The sequence below is a fragment of the Paraburkholderia sp. BR10141 genome, assembly GCF_056155635.1.
The window spans coordinates 95,851-112,711 of record NZ_JBMIQH010000008.1 but is presented as its reverse complement, the minus strand read 5'-3'; the positions used below and the strand labels follow the sequence as shown (position 1 = coordinate 112,711).

The following is a 16,861-nucleotide window of genomic DNA, read 5'->3' as shown; positions in this document are numbered from 1 at the left end:
GTCAGTCCCGCCCGCGCGCGCCCAGCGCGCCTCACCAAGGCTTCGCGAGGCGGGCGCGGAGTTCGGCGCGGGCGCTTTCGTCGAACTCGCCGAGAAAGCCGAAGCGGCCGGCAATCAGGGTGGCGGCCGGCACGCCGTCGCGGAACACGATACGGTTGCCGGCGAGCGCGGGCACCTTCTCGCCAGGCAGCAGCGTGCCGAGAAGATTGAGGGGATCGGCGGCGCTCACGCAGACGAGCGCGCCGCCTCCGCCTTGCGCTGCTGCACGCCGCCGCACGTCGCGCAGGAGCGCCACGGCTTCGGGCAGTGCGAACTGTTCGCCCGAAATCCCGGTGACGAAGCGTCCACCTCGTACCTCGCCGCGCGCCTCCAGGCGATGCAGCACGCGCAGCAGATCGCGCCACGGCGGCAGCCACGCAGCCTCGCGTCCGAGCAGGTGCCAACTGACCACGCCGTAACGGCGCAGCAGCACGTTGGCGACGTGCTCCAGCAGATCCGGGTCAGCGGGCGGCCGGCGCGCGGTGCTGGCGGTCGTTTGCCTTGCACGCGCAAGCGCCTGCGAACGCAGGCCCGCTGCTGCGCTCGAAATCGGTCCAGTCGGTCCAGTCGGTCCAGTCGGTCCAGTCGGTCCAGTCGGTTCCGTCGCGACAAGCGCGGCTTCATCGTCCAGATCCGCAACCGGAGCGCTCGACGCATCGGCCAACGCAACACGCCGCAGCGTCGCCCAGCGCCCCGCGTCGGCCATGCCGCCGGCGAGCGGCCCGAAGCCGCGCGGCCGGCGTCTGCCGTGATGCGCGCTGCGCTGCGCCGCCGGCTTTACGAGCGCGCGCAGCCCGGCAAAGCTGTCTGCGTTGACGAGGCCTGCCGCCACCAGTTCGCCGAGCGCGTTCTCCAGTTCGACGCCGAGCAGGTGCGCGTCGGCAGCGAGTTCGTCGAAGAACATCGCGCCGTGCCGCAGCAGCGCCTCGTACACGCGCTGCGCGCGCGCCGACAGGCCGCCCGTGTCGGTCGTTTCGACGAGCGCCATCCAGCGCGCCAGCTCGCGGCGCGCGAGCAGCACGACCGGCGTGCTGCGTACCGTCGAAGCGGCCGCCGCACGCGCGGGCAGCCGCGCCCAGGCAAGCCGCCCCGAACGGCACAGCTCGTCGAGCAGCATGGGCGTGTAATCGTCGATACGCGCCGGCAGGATTTCGTCCTCCCATGCGAGTGCCGACGCTTCCCAGCCTTCGAGCTGGTCGAGCACGGCGGCGAGCGCGTCGCGGCCAGAGCCGCGCGAGCCGGGGGCCACGCGTTGCCATTCGAACAGGAAGCGCATGAAGTCGTGACGCTCGACCGGCTCGATTTCGCGCCGCAGCTTGCGCACCGTGTAGCGGTGGATACGCGCGAGCAGATGGCGTTCGCACCATTCCTCCTGGCCGCCGCCCATCGCTTGCGGCGTGAAGCGCCCGCGCATCACGGTGCCTTCGGTTTCGAGGCGCGTGAGCGCGAGCGCCGCCACGCTCGCCTCCAGCGCGAGCGGCCGCGCCACCTGCGCGATCGTGAGCGGTCCGAAGCCCGACAGCCGTGCGCGCACGATCTCGACGAGCGCCGCGTCTTCGGTCCACGTATCCGCGTATTCAGGCGGCGGCGTGAGCGGCGGCTCGCACTGCGCCTGGGGATAGATGGCCTGCACACACGCAAGCCGCTCGATGCCCACCCACAGCGCGTCGTGATCCGAGACCGGTAGCCGCGTTGCGCGGCCCGCCGCCGCCAGATCGGCGAGCCATGCGAGCCACTGCGGCGCCTGCTGCGCCTCGCTTTCGGCGAGAACGCCGAGGCTCGTGAGGGCGTCGTGCATTTCGTCGGCGTCTCGCACTTGCGGCCAGGCTTCTTCGCGCACGCTCGCAATCGCTTCGGGGTCGAGCGCGCCGAGATCGTCGGTGGATTCTGGGTCGCTCCACCGGCGCGACAGCACGGCCTGAGTACGCCGCTCTTCGATCGGGGCGTCGTCGAGGAACGCATAGGGGCGCGCGGTGAGGATTTCGGCAGCGAGCGCAGAGGGCGCGGGCAGTTCGCGCACCACGAGCTTCAGGTCGCCTGCCTCGATGCGCCGCAGCAGCGCGATCCATGCTTCGGTATCCATAGCATCATGGAGGCAGTCGTCGAGCGTCTGGTCGACGAGCGGATGGCGCGGTACTTCACGCTCGCCCGCAATGTTTTCGACGCACGCCACCTGGTCGGGAAACACGGCCGCGAGCAGGTCTTCGCTGCGCATGCGCTGGATCTGCGGCGGCGTCTTGCGTCCGCTGGTCTGACGCGGCAGCGCGAGCGACGTGGTCGCATTCCAGCGCCAGCGCACGCCGAACAGCGGCGCCTCGAGCAGCGCCTGCACGAGCAGATGTTCTGCGGAATTCGAATGGAGATAGCGCCATACCTCGTCCAGCGCGAAGCTGTGCGCACCGGTGAGCGAGAGGATGATGGCGTCCTCGGTCGCGGCGGCCTGCAGCTCGAAGTTGAACTGGCGGCAAAAACGCTTGCGCAGCGCGAGACCCCACGCGCGGTTCAGGCGGCTGCCGAACGGGGTATGAATCACGAGCTGCGTGCCGCCCGCCTCGTCGAAGAAGCGCTCCATGACGAGCGTGTCCTGGGTGGGCAACACCGTGAGCGCGGCGCGGGCGCGCGCGAGATATTCGACGATCTGGCGCGCGGCGGCATCGTCGATCTCGAGCGATGTGGCGAGCGCCGCCGTGGCGCGATCGACCACGGCGGGCGACGCGGCGTCGTCCGTCGCGCCAGCGCTCGCGCTCGCATCGATCAGCGCGGCTTCCACCTGCTTGCGCAGCCGCGAAATCGCGAACGAAAGCTCGTCGCTGCGACCTGGCGCCTCGCCTAGCCAGAACGGAATGCTGGGCGGCTGCCCTTGGGCGTCTTCCACGCGCACGCGGCCCGCCTCGATGCGCAGGATCCGGTACGACGCGTTGCCGAGCTGGAACACGTCGCCCGCGAGGCTTTCGACGGCGAAGTCCTCGTTGACGGTGCCGATCTGCACGCCCTGCGGTTCGAGCAGCACCGAGTAGTCGGCGTTGTCGGGAATCGTGCCGCCCGACGTGAGCGCGACGAGCCGAGCACCGCGCCGCGCACGCAGTGTGTGGCTCACCACGTCGCGATGCAGGTAGGCGGCGCGCGGCCCGTGGCGGCTCGTGTAACCTTCGGCGAGCATGCGCAGCACGGCGTCGAACTGCGCGCGCTCGAGCGCCGCCCATGGCGTGGCGCGCCGCACGAGCGCATAGAGCGCGTCTTCTTCCCAGGCCTCGCAGGCCACTTCGGCGACGATCTGCTGCGCGAGCACATCGAGCGGCGCTTGCGGCAGCGCGAGGCGGTCAAGTTCGCCGCGCCTCACGCTATCCAGCAGCGCCGCACATTCGATCAGGTCGTCGCGCGACGTGGGGAAGATCCGTCCCTTCGGCACGCCGCCGACCTGGTGGCCCGAGCGCCCGACGCGCTGCAGGAAGCCCGCGATCGAGCGCGGCGAGCCGATCTGGCACACGAGATCGACGTCGCCGATATCGATGCCCAGTTCGAGCGACGCCGTCGCCACAAGCACGCGCAGATCGCCGCTCTTGAGCCGCTGCTCGGCGAGAAACCGATGCTCGCGCGCGAGGCTGCCGTGGTGCGCGGCCACGGCTTCGGCGCCCAGACGGTCGGTGAGATGGCGCGCCACGCGCTCGGCCATGCGGCGCGTGTTGACGAACACGAGCGTCGTGCGGTGCATGGCGACGAGTTCGGCCATGCGGTCGTACACGCGCTCCCACACGTCGTTTGCCATCACGGCTTCGAGCGGCACGGGTGGCATTTCTATCGCAAGATCGCGCTTGCGCGTATGGCCCACATCGACGATCTCGCACGCGGGCGGGTTTGCGTTCGGATCTTGCGCCGCGTCGCCCATGCCCACCAGAAAGCGCGCGACGGTTTCGATCGGCTTTTGCGTGGCCGACAGCCCGATGCGCAGCAGACGCGCGCCGCACAACGCATCGAGCCGCTCGAGGCTCAGCGCGAGATGGCAGCCGCGCTTGTTGCCCGCGAGCGCGTGAATCTCGTCGACAATCACGCTGCGCGCGCTCGCCAGCATGCGGCGGCCCGATTCGGAGCCGAGCAGCACGTAGAGCGATTCGGGCGTCGTGACGAGGATGTGCGGCGCGCGTTTGCGCAGCGCCGCACGCTCGGGCTGCGGCGTATCGCCGGTGCGTACCGCGGTACGGATGTCGATCGGGGGCAAGCCAAGCCGCGCGAGTTCCTCGCCGATACCTTCGAGCGGCCGTTCCAGATTGAGCCGGATGTCGTTGGAAAGCGCCTTGAGCGGCGACACGTAGACGACAAGCGTCGTGTCGGGCAGTGCGCCACCGTTCGCGAGGCCATCGCGCACGAGTTCGTCGAGCGCAGCGAGAAAGGCGGTGAGCGTCTTGCCCGAGCCGGTCGGGGCGGCCACCAGCGTCGCGCGCCGGCTCGCAATTAACGGCCATGCGGCGCGTTGCGCGGCAGTGGGCGCGTCGAAGCTGCGCCGGAACCAGCCGGCCACAGCCGGATGAAAGCGCGCGAGCACGTCGCTTTGCTCGCCGTCTTGACTGGCGGCGGCTGCCGGGGCGTGCGGATCGGATACGGGCGAAGGCGTTGTCATGCGGGCGATGTGCGGCAAGAAAAGCGGCAGAGGCGGCGGCATTGCACGTCTGCCAGTCTCGCAGCTTTCGTGCGCGCCTGCCTGGCGCGGGTCGATGCGGCTGCTGGCGTTGCAGGGTGCAGGCTGGAATGTACGGCCGCCTTGCTGCGTTTCAAGCCGTGACGGCCATCCGGCAGGCGCGGCCCGAACGCAGTATCCTCGCCGCGTTGGACTTTCCCTCGAACCCACGACGGAGTCACACCATGCGTTACAACCCCCTGGGCCGCACCGGCCTGTTCGTTTCAGAACTCTGCCTCGGCACGATGACCTTCGGCGGCGGCACCGGCATCTGGAACCAGATCGGCGATCTCCAGCAGTCCGACGCCGAACGGCTCGTTGGCCGCGCGCTGGACGCGGGCGTCAATTTCATCGATACCGCCGACGTCTACTCGCAAGGCGTTTCCGAGCAGATCACCGGCCAGGCGCTCAAGAACCTCAAGATCCCGCGCGAGCAGGTGGTGATCGCGACCAAGGTGTTCGGCGAAATGGGCTCGTCGCCGAACGAGCGCGGCGCCACGCGCTATCACATCATGGACGGCGTGAAGGCGAGCCTGAAGCGACTGCAGCTCGACCACATCGACCTGTATCAGATTCACGCCTTCGACCCCGTCACCCCGATCGAGGAAACGGTGCGCGCGCTCGATACGCTCGTGCAGCAGGGGCATGTGCGCTACGCCGGCGTTTCGAACTGGGCCGCCTGGCAGATCGTGAAGGCGCTGGGCATTGCGCAGCGCGAAGGGCTCGCGCGCTTCGAGTCGCTGCAGGCTTACTACACGATCGCAGGGCGCGATCTCGAACGCGAGCTCGTGCCGATGCTGGAGAGCGAGGGGCTCGGACTGATGGTCTGGAGTCCGCTCGCGGGCGGGCTCCTGAGCGGCAAGTATGGGCGCGACCAGCAAGGCGAGGCGGGCAGCCGCCGCACGACCTTCGATTTTCCGCCGGTGAACCGCGAGCGCGCATGGGACTGCGTGGACGCGATGCGGCCTATCGCGCAGGCCAAAGGCGTGTCGGTCGCGCAGATCGCGCTTGCGTGGCTGCTGCATCAGAAGGCGGTGACATCGGTGATCATCGGCGCGAAACGCGTGGACCAGCTCGACGACAACATCGCGGCCACGAAAGTGAAGCTCAGTGTCGAGGAGCTAGGCGTGCTGGGCGAGGCGAGCGGACTGCCCGCCGAGTATCCGGGCTGGATGCTCGCGCGTCAGGGCGAGCAGCGGCGCGCGCAGCTGCGGCAATCGCGGCAGGAAGAGGAATGACGCGGGAATGACGCGGGAACGAAGCTGGAATGAAAAGCGCCGGCGGTGGAAGCCGCCGGCGCGGTCTGGCCTGAAACTGGGTCGATCCGGTTGCCCGGACGATCGGTCAGCTCGCCGCCGAGACCTTCAGATGGTTCTTCACCGAGGTCACGCCCGAGACGCCTTCCACGACCTGCCTGGCGTTGTCGCGGTCCTCGGCGCTCGGCACGGTGCCGGTGAGCGAGACCACACCCTTACGCGTCTTCACGTGGATGTGCTCGGACTTCACGTTCTTCGCGCCGAGCAGTTCGGCCTTGACCTTGGTCGTGATGGTTGCGTCGTCGACGTGCTGGCCCATGGACTCCGAACTGGCCGCGGGCGCGGAGCTGTTCGTCGTGGTCTGCGCACCGGCGAGAAGTGCGAACGTCATGCAAGCGGCGCCAGCCGCGGTCTTGAGGATCAGGATGCGCTTCATGGCTACTCCCTTTCTGGTTGTGGTCGCAGCTTCCCTCCGCAAGGTGCGTGCCTCGCCGCGCCGGCGCTCGCTGCGCACGCCGTTGAAAGCCTGCTGGAAGCCGTCTGCACAGCCCACTATGCGGGATTGCGGCCGATTCACGCGACCCGGTTTCCCCGACCGGCGCGCGCACAAATTTTTCCGCACCGTTGTAAAAATCTCCACGGTGGGGTCGGAAAAAGGCTCGCGTCGTAAGCGTTGCAAGTGCCGATCCCGTTTCAAAACAGTGCGTTGTAAAAACTGGCATGGCTGTTGCATGAGCGGTGTTACCACTCAATTCAACAAAACGGGATTGCCATGCCTTCCATCGCGTTACACGCGCGCCAGCATCTGGCGCTCACGCCGCGTCTTCAGCAGGCGGTGAGGCTGCTGCAACTGTCATCGCTCGAATTCCAGCAGGAGCTGCGCGAGGCGCTCGACACCAATCCGTTCCTCGAATATGTCCCGCCCGCTTCGGAGACCGGCGAGGCTGCCGAAGCGGCCGACGGCGCAGCGGGCATCGGCTCCGCGGCGGCGCCCGCGGCCGAAGTTCCCGCCATGGCGACCGAAGGCGCCGGCGAGTCCGGCCTCGATGCCGGCATGGCGCAGGAAGCGTCCCCCTACGCCGAGACCTCGTACGCCGAGGCCAGCTACAGCGACGAAGGCTCGGGCTACACCGCCGAGATGCCAACGCCCGGCGCGTTGCGCACGTCGAGCTATCGCGGCGGCGAGGATGGCGATTCCGAGGCCTCCGACTGGGTGCGCGTGCCGGTTACGCTGCGCGAGCAGTTGCATGAGGCGCTGCGCCTCTCGCCGCTCGACGACCTTGACCGGATCGCAACGCAGATCGTGATCGAGGCACTCGACGACGACGGCTACCTGCGTCAGGACCTCGCCGATCTCGCCGATGTGGAGGGCGCGGGCGACGCGCTCGACGAGGACCGTCTGCGCGTGGCGCTGCGGGTGGTGCAGACGCTCGATCGCCCCGGCATCGGTGCGCGCTCGCTCTCCGAATGCCTCGTGCTTCAGCTCGAGGCGATGCCTCACGACACCCCGCATCGCGAACTGGCCTTGCAGATCGTCTCGCAGCATCTCGAACGCCTCGCGCGCCGCGAGCACGGGGAGCTACAGCGCCAGCTCGGCTGCGACGCCGCCTCGCTGCAGGCCGCGAGTGCGCTCGTGCGCCGCCTCGATCCGAAACCGGGCAACCACTATGGCCGCGCGGACGGCGGCTACGTCATTCCTGACGTGATCGTGCGCCAGGTGCGCGGCAAGTGGGTGGTGAGCGTGAACCCGGCCATCGAGCCGCGCGCGCGCATCCACAAGCTCTATGCGGAAATGTTCGCGCGCTCGGATCAGACGAGCCGCTCGCCGCTCGCTCAGCAGCTGCAGGAAGCGCGCTGGCTGATCCGCAACGCGCACAAGCGCTGCGAGACGATCCTGCGCGTGGGCGAGTGCATCGTCGCGCGTCAGAAGGCGTTCTTCCAGTACGGCGAAATCGCGCTGCGGCCTATGCTGCTGCGCGACGTCGCCGACGAATTAGGTCTGCACGAGTCGACCGTCTCGCGCGCCACGGGCAACAAGTACATGGCCACGCCGCGCGGCATCTTCGAGTTCAAGCGCTTCTTCCCGCGCGAGCTGGAGACGCGCACGGGTGGCACGTGCTCGGCGGCTGCGGTGCGCGCGCTCATCAAGGAAATGATCGACGCCGAAGATCCGCGCGACCCGCTTTCCGACGTCATCCTCACGCAGGAACTCGAAAAGCAGGGCGTGCAGGTGGCGCGCCGCACGGTCACGAAGTATCGGCAGATGATGAAGCTGCCAGCGGCTGAGATGCGCCGGCAGATTTGAGGCATGCGGTTTCTTCCGCGTGCCGGAAGACGGGGGGAGGTCAGCGGCGCGTGACCGGCGTAACGACACGTGTGGTAGCGCGTGGACCGCATGTGACGTTACGCGCGCCGCGATCGGCGATTTGTGGCGCACCCAGCGCAGGGCGAAGCGCCGCGCGCGTCAGCCGGAAGTGTGCGGCGCAATGCCGAGCCATCGCGCCACACGTCCTAACGTGAGGCCGTTGCAGAGCAGATTCAACAGCACGAAGGCAGCGGCCATCGCGGCCGCGAACGCGCGCGTGTCGGGCGAAAGCGCGTCGTTGCGCGCGACGCAAATCGCGAGCGTGAGCGTGACGGGCCCGCGCACGCCGCCCCATGCGATCAGCCATTGATGCGCGCGCGGCAGCGGCTTGCAGATGCCAAAGCGGCTCAGCAGCGGCACGAAGATCGTGAGGATGCCGAATCGGCTCAGAGTGGCGGCCACCAGCGCCAGCCCGAGCGGGAGGGCGTCGCGCAGATGCAGCGTATGCACCAGACCGGGCACGTGCGCTGACGCGAGCAGAAAGACAGCGGCGGAGGCGATGCCAGCCTGGTACGCCGAAAGCTGGCGAAACAGCCCCTGGCTCGCGGCGCGCGGGCGTGTCCGCATGAGCTGGCTGGCCGCGAGACCCGCACACACCACTGCGGCCACGCCGGAAACGTGAAGCCCGTGTTCCGCGGTCGGATAGAGCAGCGTGGGCAGCGCGAGCGACAGCGCGTACTCGGAAAAAGGCAGGCGGCGCAGCGCGCTCGACGTCGCCACGAAAAGCGCTCCCGCGAGCGCCCCAAACGTGCAGCCGCCGACGAGCGAAACGAGGAACGATGCGAGCGGATAGCCGTGGTTGTGCGCAGCGGTCGGCGCCAGCACCAGTGCACTCGTGAGGAGCGTGGAGATGGTGATAGCGGCGGCATCGTTGAGCAGGCTTTCGCCCTCGATCAGCCGGATCAGGCGTTCGGGCGCGCCGCTATTGCGAAAGAGCGCGATCACGGTGGAAGGATCCGTCGTGCTGACGATTGCGCCGAGCAGCAGGCAGACGATCAGGCTCTCGCCGCTGCTGATCCACGTGGCGAGGCCAACGCCTGCCGCAGCGGCCACCACCGCGCCGATCGCGAGCAGAAGGATGGGCGCGAGATCGGCGAAAAGACCGCGCGTATCGACCTGCAACGCCGCTTCGAAGAGGATGGGCGGCAGAAATATCCAGAGATACGCCTCGGGCGGAAGCGATGTCGTGAGCAAGGGTACGACAGTCGAAGCGGTGAAGGCCGGGGCGAACTGTTGCAAGGCGAGGTAGCCCGCGCCGAGCAGCACGCCGGCGCTGGTCAGGCCGAACGAATCGGAGAGACGAAAACGCTGTGCAGCGGCGTGGCAGAGCGCAATGATGAGTAGCAGGATACCGGCGCGGATGGTGAATTCGATTGCAGTTTGCAAAGGCAGGACACTCCGTGGTGCGGTTGGGCGGCGGGAGCGGCAGTACCCGCAACGCATCGATTCAGTATCTCGCTGCGTTGCAACTTTGCATGTTGACCCATATCAACTCGCTGCTGACCAGGTCATGACGGCGGCATTACGGTCTTTTACGTGTCAGATGAGATTCGCCGAGCGCGGCTAGCTTGCACCGACGCGCTCGATCAGCGCCACCGCTGCCGCCGGGTTGCGCTCCTTGAAGCCGCTGATGACGTATAGATACACGTCGCGGCCGGCCTTCGCGGCGAGCGGCTTCGCGTAGGTGGCGAGGTCGTCGGGTGTTTCGCCGCGCGACCAGGCGAGCGCGCGCTTCGCCCAGAGGTCGAGATCGGCGGGAGCATAGCCCTGCGGGCGATTCTGCGCGGTTCCCATGATGCGGGCATAGACGAACGGCGCGCTCGTATCGCCGATCAGCGGATAGTCCGAATCGCCGCTGATGACGATCGCCGCCTTGTGCTTGCGCGCGAGTGCGACGAATTCCGGCGTGCAAAAACTCTCGTCGCGCACTTCGAGCGCGTGGCGCAGCGGGCGGCCTTCGGCCTCGTCCGGCAGCAGTTCGAGAAATCGTGCGTAGTCCTCGGGATCGAAGCGCTTGCCCGGCGTGATCTGCCAGTTGATCGGCCCGAGTTTGTCGCGCAGGTTCAGCACGCCGCCGCTCAGGAAGCGCTCGATCGTGGCCCCGGCTTCGGCCAGCACACGGCGATTCATCGCGAAGCGCGGGGCTTTCAGCGAGAACACGAAGTCTTCCGGGGTTTCATCGTGCCAGCGCGTGAAGCTTTCGGGGCGCTGCGCGCCGTAATACGTGCTGTTGATTTCCAGCGTCGAGAGATGACGGCTCGCATATTCCAGCTCGCGGCGCTGCGCAAGGCCGTCGGGATAGAACGTGCCACGCCACGGGGCATAGATCCAGCCGCCCACGCCGACGCGAATCCGGCCGTGCCGGGCTTTTGAAGTGGATGAAGGCGCCATTGGAAATCCGTCAGCGAAGCCGGGATGGCGCAGTGTAGCGCAGCACTGGCCGCGGCCGCTGGTTAGCGTGCCGATCTGAACCGCCGAGTTCATCCCGATTTTTAGGCATAGTCCGATATTTTCCTGTCCGCTGTGAGGCTACTTTAGTCCAGTTGTGTCAGATAACTTCACAGGGGCCATCAGATGTCTTCCCGTATATCTCCGGAACTTACCGATGTGCAGTGGCGCAGCATCGCGCCCATGTTTCACGAAATCCGTGTTGAAGGTCGCCGCCGCGGGCGCCCGGCGCACAATCCTCGTCGCGTTTTCGCGGGAATCCTTTGGGTACTGGCCACCGGCTCGGTCTGGTCGAAGCTGCCCGAGCAGTATCCCGATTTCCGCACCTGCCATCGCCGCTTCAAGCTGTGGTTCGACGCCGGTCTCGTGCATCACGCCATGGAGCGTCTGCACGGCGAGGAAGGCCTCGCCCTGTGCGCGGCCATGGCCGCACGCATGCAGCCGTGGCGCTCGCCGGCCGGCCGCAAGCCGCGCTTTCCGGTGGCGTCCTCGCTGCGCTGGCCGCTCTCGCGGCCTTTCGTGGAGCGATGAGCGGGCAGCGCGCAGGTATTCTGCGGCGGATCATCAGTCCGCCGCAGCATCAAATTCCCCCATCCTCCGCTCGCATGCGTGCGAACAGCGGCGCCCACCAGGGTTCGCGCGAGAATGCCGCGATTTCCACGTCGGTATTGAGATCAACGGTGCGCTGCCGTTCGCGCGCATCGAGTGGGTCCGCTTGCGCCAATTGTGCGGCGAGCACGTCGGCGCCGGCGTCGGAAGCGTCGCGCGGCCCATGCGCGCGAGCGTTCACACGCTCGGCGAGCCGCACTTGCGGCGCGTGGAAGTTCAGGATCAGCATTGGCCGGTTCAGCTCACGCGCGAGCGCTGCAAAACGTGCGCGATGCGTTGCCTTGAGAAACGTCGCATCGACTAGCGCCGTGTAGCCCGCGTTCAGCACGTCGCGCACATGGGCGACGAGGCGTTCGTAAAGCGCATCGAGCGCGGCATGTGTGTAGGCGCTTGCCGGCAGCGCCTCGAGCGAGGGCGGGGCGAAGGGTTCGAGCCGCTTGCGTTCGAGATCGCTCGACACACGGATCGCCCCGCTCAATTCGGCGAGCGCGCGGCTCGCGACCGACTTTCCCGACCCCGAAAAGCCGTGGCAGAGCAGAAGCCAGGGTGCGGGCTCGCGCATGGCGCGCGCTTCGCTGGCCGCGAGCGCCAGGTAGCGCGAGGCGACGCCTGCGCGGGCTTGCGCATCGGACCGCGCGGGCGATCCCGCCTTGAGCGTCGCTACCAATGCCCGTACCAGCGCGCGATAAACGATATGGAGCCGCAACGCCGCGAGCCCCGCGAAATCGCCTGTCGCTTCGAGGTAGCGATTGAGCAGACGGTGGGCATAGGCGGAGCGGCCATGCGCGCGCAGATCCATCAGCAGGAACGCAAGATCGCAGGTCACGTCGATCCAGCGCAGTTCGTCGCTGAACTCGATGCAATCGAACATCAGCGCGTGCCGCCCGTACCGCACGATGTTGTCGAGATGCAGATCGCCGTGGCAGGCGCGCACGAATCCGTTCGTGCGGCGGCCGTCCAGGTGCTGCGCAAGACGTGCGAGTTCGCTTTCGCACGTCTCGCGCAACCCGGCGCGTGTCACTGCATGCGCGGTGCGCGGATCCGCTTCGAGGGGCGCGAGCGCCGCGAGCACCTGTTCGCGCAGCAGTGCTGCCGAGCCGAGGCGCGCTGCGGGCGCCATCGGCCCGCGTCCGGCCCGGTGCGCATGCCGATGGCTCGCGGCGAGGCTGGTTGCGGCTGCATCGATATCGTCCGTGCCCAGTTCACCGTGCGCGAGCAGGTTCGAAAACAGCAGACGCTGATCGAAGCGGCGCATACGTACCGCATAGTCGATGACCTTTACGTTGCCGCGCACGCCGCGTCTGGACCTGAGCCTGCAACGCCGACCGTCGAGAAATAGTTCGCCTGTGTCGCGATAAATCGGTCCGGCGAAGGGCGCATTCAGACGAATCTCAGCTTCGCAGCAGCGGAGCCGGGCATCGAGCCGCACAAAATTGACGAAGCCGAAATCGACGGGCTTCATGATCTTGTACGCGTACCGCCCGGCGAGATACACCACGGAAATATGCGTTTCGATGCGCACGATGCGCCCGGCCGGGTGCGCATACGTGGAGGCGCGCGAGAGCGCGGCGTCCACGAGGCGGCTGTGGCGGCGCGCTACGCGCTGGCGATTGGGGACATGGCGTGAGATAGGCGTGTCGGACATCGGCGTGGCTGTCGTGGGAAAAGAGGGCAACGGGGCGACAAGCGTCAGAACCAGCATAGCGCGAGCCAGCTCGGGAAGGCCGTTGCGCGGCATGTCAATGCCTTGGTCGAAACGGTCTGCATGGGCATCGGCGTCTTGTACCTTTTGTGCAATCGGGGGAGGCTGCGCGATACTGTCTAGTTCAACCCAACGGAATTCCGGATACATGGCGCATTTCGACGTATTCAACGGCGACGCAGACGGCATCTGCGCGCTGCATCAACTGCGGCTCGCAAGGCCGCGCGAGGCGACGCTCATCACCGGCGCGAAGCGCGACATCGCACTCGTCGAGCGCGTGCCCGCCAAGCCGGGCGACTCGCTAACGGTTCTCGACATTTCGTTCGATGTGAATCGCAAGGCGCTCACCGCGCTACTTGCGAAAGACGTCGTGATCGAATATTTCGATCATCACCACGCGGGCGACCTGCCTGTGAACAGGAATCTCGTCGCGCATATCGACACGACGGCGCAGGTCTGCACGAGCGTGCTCGTGGACCGCCATCTCGCCGGCCGCTACCGGCCGTGGGCGATCGCGGCGGCCTGGGGCGACAACCTGCCCGACACGGCGCAGGCGCTTGCCCAGCAGGCCGGGCTCGATGCCGGGCAGGCCGTGCAGCTGCGCGAGCTTGGCGAGTCGATCAACTACAACGCTTACGGCGACTGCGTCGAAGATCTCATGATTGCGCCGCTCGATCTGTACGCGGCGCTGAAGCCTTATGCCGATCCGTTCGATTTCATCGCCTCGGAGCCCATCGTCGGACAGCTCGCCCGTTGCCGTCACGGCGATCTCGAACTGGCCCAGGCCATCGCGCCGCTCGTCGCGCTCCAGTACGGCAGCGTTTGCGTGTTGCCCGACGAGCCGTGGGCGCGCCGCGTGCGCGGCGTGTTCGCCAATGTGCTCGCGAACGAGGAGCCCTCGCGCGCGCACGCGGTGCTGAGCGTGAACGCGGACGGCAACTATGCGGTGAGCGTGCGCGCGCCGCTCACGGAACCGCGCGGCGCGGATGAACTCTGCCGCGCGTTCCCCGGCGGAAACGGCCGGGTCGGCGCGGCGGGCATCGATCGTCTCGAATCGGACCGGCTCGACGCCTTTGTCACCGCGTTCGCGCGCGTGTTCGGGCGCACGAAGCCGGCTTCGGCCTGAGCGGCGCAAGGCGCAACTAAGCCGTGTCACCTGAGCCCTGCGCGGCGCGCGCCGCCGGCCAGCGCCAGTCGCGGATTTCGGGCATGTCGTCGCCGTACTCGTCCACGTAGCGGCGGTGCGCGGCCAGCTTGTCATGCAGGGTCTGGCGCAGATGCGCCGCGCGTTGCGCGAGGCCGTCCACGCGGTCGATCACGGCTTCGCACAGGTGGTAGCGGTCGAGCCGGTTGAGCACCGTCATGTCGAATGGCGTGGTCGTCGTGCCTTCCTCGATGAAGCCGTGCACGTGAATGTTCGCGTGATTGGCGCGCCGGTACGTGAGCTTGTGGATCAGCGTCGGATAGCTATGGTGCGCGAAGATCACGGGCCTGTCGGTCGTGAACAGCGCGTTGAAATCGGCGTCGGGCAGACCGTGCGGGTGACGGTCGGCGGGTTGGAGTGTCATCAGGTCCACCACGTTCACCACGCGGATCTTCAGGTCGGGCAGGCAGGTGCGCAGCAGATCCACGGCGGCTAGCGTCTCCATGGTCGGCACGTCGCCGGCGCAGGCCATCACGACGTCGGGCTCGCCGTCGTCGTCGTTGCTCGCCCATTGCCAGATGCCAATGCCGTCCGCGCAGTGGCGAATGGCTGCGTCCATGTCGAGCCATTGCGCCTGCGGCTGCTTGCCCGCCACGATGATATTGATACGGTTCCAGGTGCGCAGCACATGGTCCGTCACGGCGAGCAGCGTATTGGCGTCGGGCGGCAGATACACGCGCACCGTGTCCGCCTTCTTGTTCACCGCATAATCGATGAAGCCCGGGTCCTGATGGCTGAATCCGTTATGGTCCTGGCGCCACACGTGCGAGGTGAGCAGATAGTTGAGCGAGGGCAGTGGCCGCCGCCACGGAATCTCGCGGATCACCTGCAGCCACTTCGCATGCTGGTTGAACATCGAATCGATGATGTGGATGAACGCCTCGTAGCACGACATGAAACCGTGGCGGCCCGTGAGCAGATAGCCTTCCAGCCAGCCCTGGCAGGTGTGCTCGGAGAGGATTTCCATCACGCGGCCGTTGGTGGCGAGCTGGACGTCGTCGGGCGTGACCTCCGCGAGCCAGGTGCGCGACGTCACGTCAAATACGTCGCCCCAGCGGTTCGACGCAGTTTCGTCGGGCCCGAAGATGCGGAAGTTGCGCGTGGCGTCGTTCACGCGCATCACTTCGCGCAGGAACGCGCCCATCACGCGCGTGGCTTCGGCGTCCACCTGGCCCGGTGCGGGCACAGCCACGGCGTGGTGCTCGAAGGGTGGCACGCGCAGTTCGCGCACGCGGCCGCCGCCGTTCGAACGCGGGTTCGCGCTCATGCGCTTTTCGCCTTGCGGCGCGAGCGCGGCGATGTCGGGCACGAGGCGGCCTTGTGCGTCGAACAGTTCCTCGGGCTTGTAGCTGCGCATCCAGCCTTCCAGCAGCGCGAGGTGCCCCGGCTTCGAAATGTTGGCGAGCGGCACCTGGTGCGAGCGCCACGAGCCTTCGGTTTTCTGGCCATCCACGGTCTTCGGGCCCGTCCAGCCTTTGGGCGTGCGCATGACGATCATCGGCCAGCGCGGGCGCACATAGCCGGACGGCAGGTTGCCGTGTTCGTCCGCGAGTTCGCGCGCAGTCTTCTGGATGCGGGCGATTTCGTCGAATGCCGTGTCGAGCGCGGCGGCCATCAAGCGATGCGCCACGTCCGGTTCCTCGGCCTCCACGAAGATCGGCTCGTGGCCATAACCCTTCATCAGCGAGGCGAGTTCGTCGTCGCCTATGCGCGCGAGCACGGTCGGTCCCGCGATCTTGTAGCCGTTCAGATGGAGGATGGGCAGCACCGCGCCGTCGGTGGCGGGATTGAGAAACTTGTTCGAGTGCCAGGCGGTGGCGAGCGGGCCCGTTTCGGCTTCGCCGTCGCCCACCACGCAGGCGACGACCAGATCCGGGTTGTCGAACACCGCGCCGTAGGCGTGCGAGAGCGCGTAGCCGAGTTCGCCGCCTTCGTGGATCGATCCCGGCGTTTGCGGCGCGACATGGCTCGGAATGCCGCCCGGAAAACTGAACTGCTTGAAGAGCACGGCCATGCCTTCGACATCCAGCGGCACGTTCGGCCAGGTCTCGCTGTAGGTGCCTTCGAGCCAGGTGTTCGCGACGACGGCGGGGCCGCCGTGGCCCGGCCCCGCGAGAAACAGCACGTCGAGATCGCGCGCGTTGATGATGCGATTCAGGTGCGTGTAGAGGAAGTTCAGGCCCGGCGTCGTGCCCCAGTGGCCGAGCAGGCGCGGCTTCACGTGCGCGAGTTGCAGCGGCTCGCGCAAGAGCGGATTGGCGAGCAGATAGATCTGGCCAACCGAGAGGTAGTTGGCCGCGCGCCACCAGGCGTCCATGCGGCGCAGCAGGTCGTCGGAGAGCGGCGGGTAGGCAGGGGTGTCGGTGGCGTTCATGCGGGGCTCCGGTTGCGCGGCGGCGGAAGGCGGACCGAGGCGGACTGCGTGCGCGGCGCGGCGGCGTGCGTGGCGCGAGCCGACGGCCCGCACGGCGGACGGACTCCGCGCGCCAGGCCGGGCTGCGGCCCTCGTGGTCCTGTGGGATTCGTCTTATGGTGCCACGATCGCGCGGCGCGCCACGCGTGGATG

At 67.6% G+C, this 16,861-nt stretch carries 10 protein-coding genes; 4 read left to right on the top strand and 6 right to left on the bottom strand.

Going from position 1 to position 16,861, the window contains the following annotated elements; genetic code table 11:
• Positions 1-31 precede the first annotated feature (31 nt).
• A complete protein-coding gene (locus ACOJB8_RS13720) occupies positions 32-4,654 on the bottom strand; it encodes an Lhr family helicase (RefSeq protein ID WP_475012916.1) in 4,623 nt (1,540 codons plus the stop codon).
• A 242-nt stretch (positions 4,655-4,896) separates the two neighbouring features.
• On the opposite strand from ACOJB8_RS13720, the gene ACOJB8_RS13715 reads away from it, so the two are divergent.
• A complete protein-coding gene (locus tag ACOJB8_RS13715) occupies positions 4,897-5,949 on the top strand; it encodes an aldo/keto reductase (RefSeq protein ID WP_069261967.1) in 1,053 nt (350 codons plus the stop codon).
• 106 nt (positions 5,950-6,055) lie between these two features.
• On the opposite strand, the gene ACOJB8_RS13710 is transcribed toward ACOJB8_RS13715, so the two are convergent.
• A complete protein-coding gene (locus ACOJB8_RS13710) occupies positions 6,056-6,403 on the bottom strand; it encodes a BON domain-containing protein (RefSeq protein WP_069261966.1) in 348 nt (115 codons plus the stop codon).
• Between the two features lie 336 nt (positions 6,404-6,739).
• On the opposite strand from ACOJB8_RS13710, the gene ACOJB8_RS13705 reads away from it, so the two are divergent.
• Positions 6,740-8,272: an RNA polymerase factor sigma-54 gene (locus ACOJB8_RS13705; RefSeq protein ID WP_069261965.1), complete on the top strand. Its 1,533-nt coding sequence runs from the start codon at positions 6,740-6,742 to the stop codon at positions 8,270-8,272.
• A 159-nt stretch (positions 8,273-8,431) separates the two neighbouring features.
• Here ACOJB8_RS13705 and ACOJB8_RS13700 read toward each other — a convergent pair whose 3' ends face one another.
• Both ACOJB8_RS13700 and ACOJB8_RS13695 read right to left on the bottom strand, forming a co-directional pair.
• A complete protein-coding gene (locus tag ACOJB8_RS13700) occupies positions 8,432-9,718 on the bottom strand; it encodes a cation:proton antiporter (protein ID WP_475012913.1) in 1,287 nt (428 codons plus the stop codon).
• 177 nt (positions 9,719-9,895) lie between these two features.
• Entirely contained in the window at positions 9,896-10,723 is an 828-nt protein-coding gene (locus ACOJB8_RS13695) for a DUF72 domain-containing protein (RefSeq protein WP_475012911.1), read from the bottom strand.
• A gap of 183 nt (positions 10,724-10,906) precedes the next feature.
• Here ACOJB8_RS13695 and ACOJB8_RS13690 point away from each other — a divergent pair, with 183 nt between their 5' ends.
• On the top strand, positions 10,907-11,311 hold the full coding sequence (locus tag ACOJB8_RS13690; RefSeq protein WP_083245038.1) for a transposase: 405 nt from the start codon (positions 10,907-10,909) through the stop codon (positions 11,309-11,311).
• A gap of 49 nt (positions 11,312-11,360) precedes the next feature.
• On the opposite strand, the gene ACOJB8_RS13685 is transcribed toward ACOJB8_RS13690, so the two are convergent.
• Positions 11,361-13,034, bottom strand: a complete 1,674-nt coding sequence (locus ACOJB8_RS13685; RefSeq protein ID WP_475012909.1) for a bifunctional aminoglycoside phosphotransferase/ATP-binding protein — start codon at positions 13,032-13,034, stop codon at positions 11,361-11,363.
• Between the two features lie 205 nt (positions 13,035-13,239).
• Between ACOJB8_RS13685 and ACOJB8_RS13680 the strand changes: the two genes are divergently transcribed.
• Positions 13,240-14,217 (top strand): acetyltransferase, encoded by a 978-nt coding sequence (locus ACOJB8_RS13680; protein ID WP_475012907.1) that lies wholly within the window; start codon positions 13,240-13,242, stop codon positions 14,215-14,217.
• Between the two features lie 16 nt (positions 14,218-14,233).
• On the opposite strand, the gene ACOJB8_RS13675 is transcribed toward ACOJB8_RS13680, so the two are convergent.
• Positions 14,234-16,669: a phosphoketolase family protein gene (locus ACOJB8_RS13675; RefSeq protein WP_342946074.1), complete on the bottom strand. Its 2,436-nt coding sequence runs from the start codon at positions 16,667-16,669 to the stop codon at positions 14,234-14,236.
• Positions 16,670-16,861: the final 192 nt, after the last annotated feature.

Excerpts from the sequence above, each read along its gene's own strand:
- ACOJB8_RS13720 (WP_475012916.1), bottom strand. The coding sequence starts at position 4,654 with ATGACAACGCCTTCGCCCGTATCCGATCCGCACGCCCCGGCAGCCGCC.
- ACOJB8_RS13715 (WP_069261967.1), top strand. The coding sequence starts at position 4,897 with ATGCGTTACAACCCCCTGGGCCGCACCGGCCTGTTCGTTTCAGAACTC.
- ACOJB8_RS13710 (WP_069261966.1), bottom strand. The coding sequence starts at position 6,403 with ATGAAGCGCATCCTGATCCTCAAGACCGCGGCTGGCGCCGCTTGCATG.
- ACOJB8_RS13705 (WP_069261965.1), top strand. The coding sequence starts at position 6,740 with ATGCCTTCCATCGCGTTACACGCGCGCCAGCATCTGGCGCTCACGCCG.
- ACOJB8_RS13695 (WP_475012911.1), bottom strand. The coding sequence starts at position 10,723 with ATGGCGCCTTCATCCACTTCAAAAGCCCGGCACGGCCGGATTCGCGTC.
- ACOJB8_RS13690 (WP_083245038.1), top strand. The coding sequence starts at position 10,907 with ATGTCTTCCCGTATATCTCCGGAACTTACCGATGTGCAGTGGCGCAGC.
- ACOJB8_RS13685 (WP_475012909.1), bottom strand. The coding sequence starts at position 13,034 with ATGTCCGACACGCCTATCTCACGCCATGTCCCCAATCGCCAGCGCGTA.
- ACOJB8_RS13680 (WP_475012907.1), top strand. The coding sequence starts at position 13,240 with ATGGCGCATTTCGACGTATTCAACGGCGACGCAGACGGCATCTGCGCG.
- ACOJB8_RS13675 (WP_342946074.1), bottom strand. The coding sequence starts at position 16,669 with ATGAACGCCACCGACACCCCTGCCTACCCGCCGCTCTCCGACGACCTG.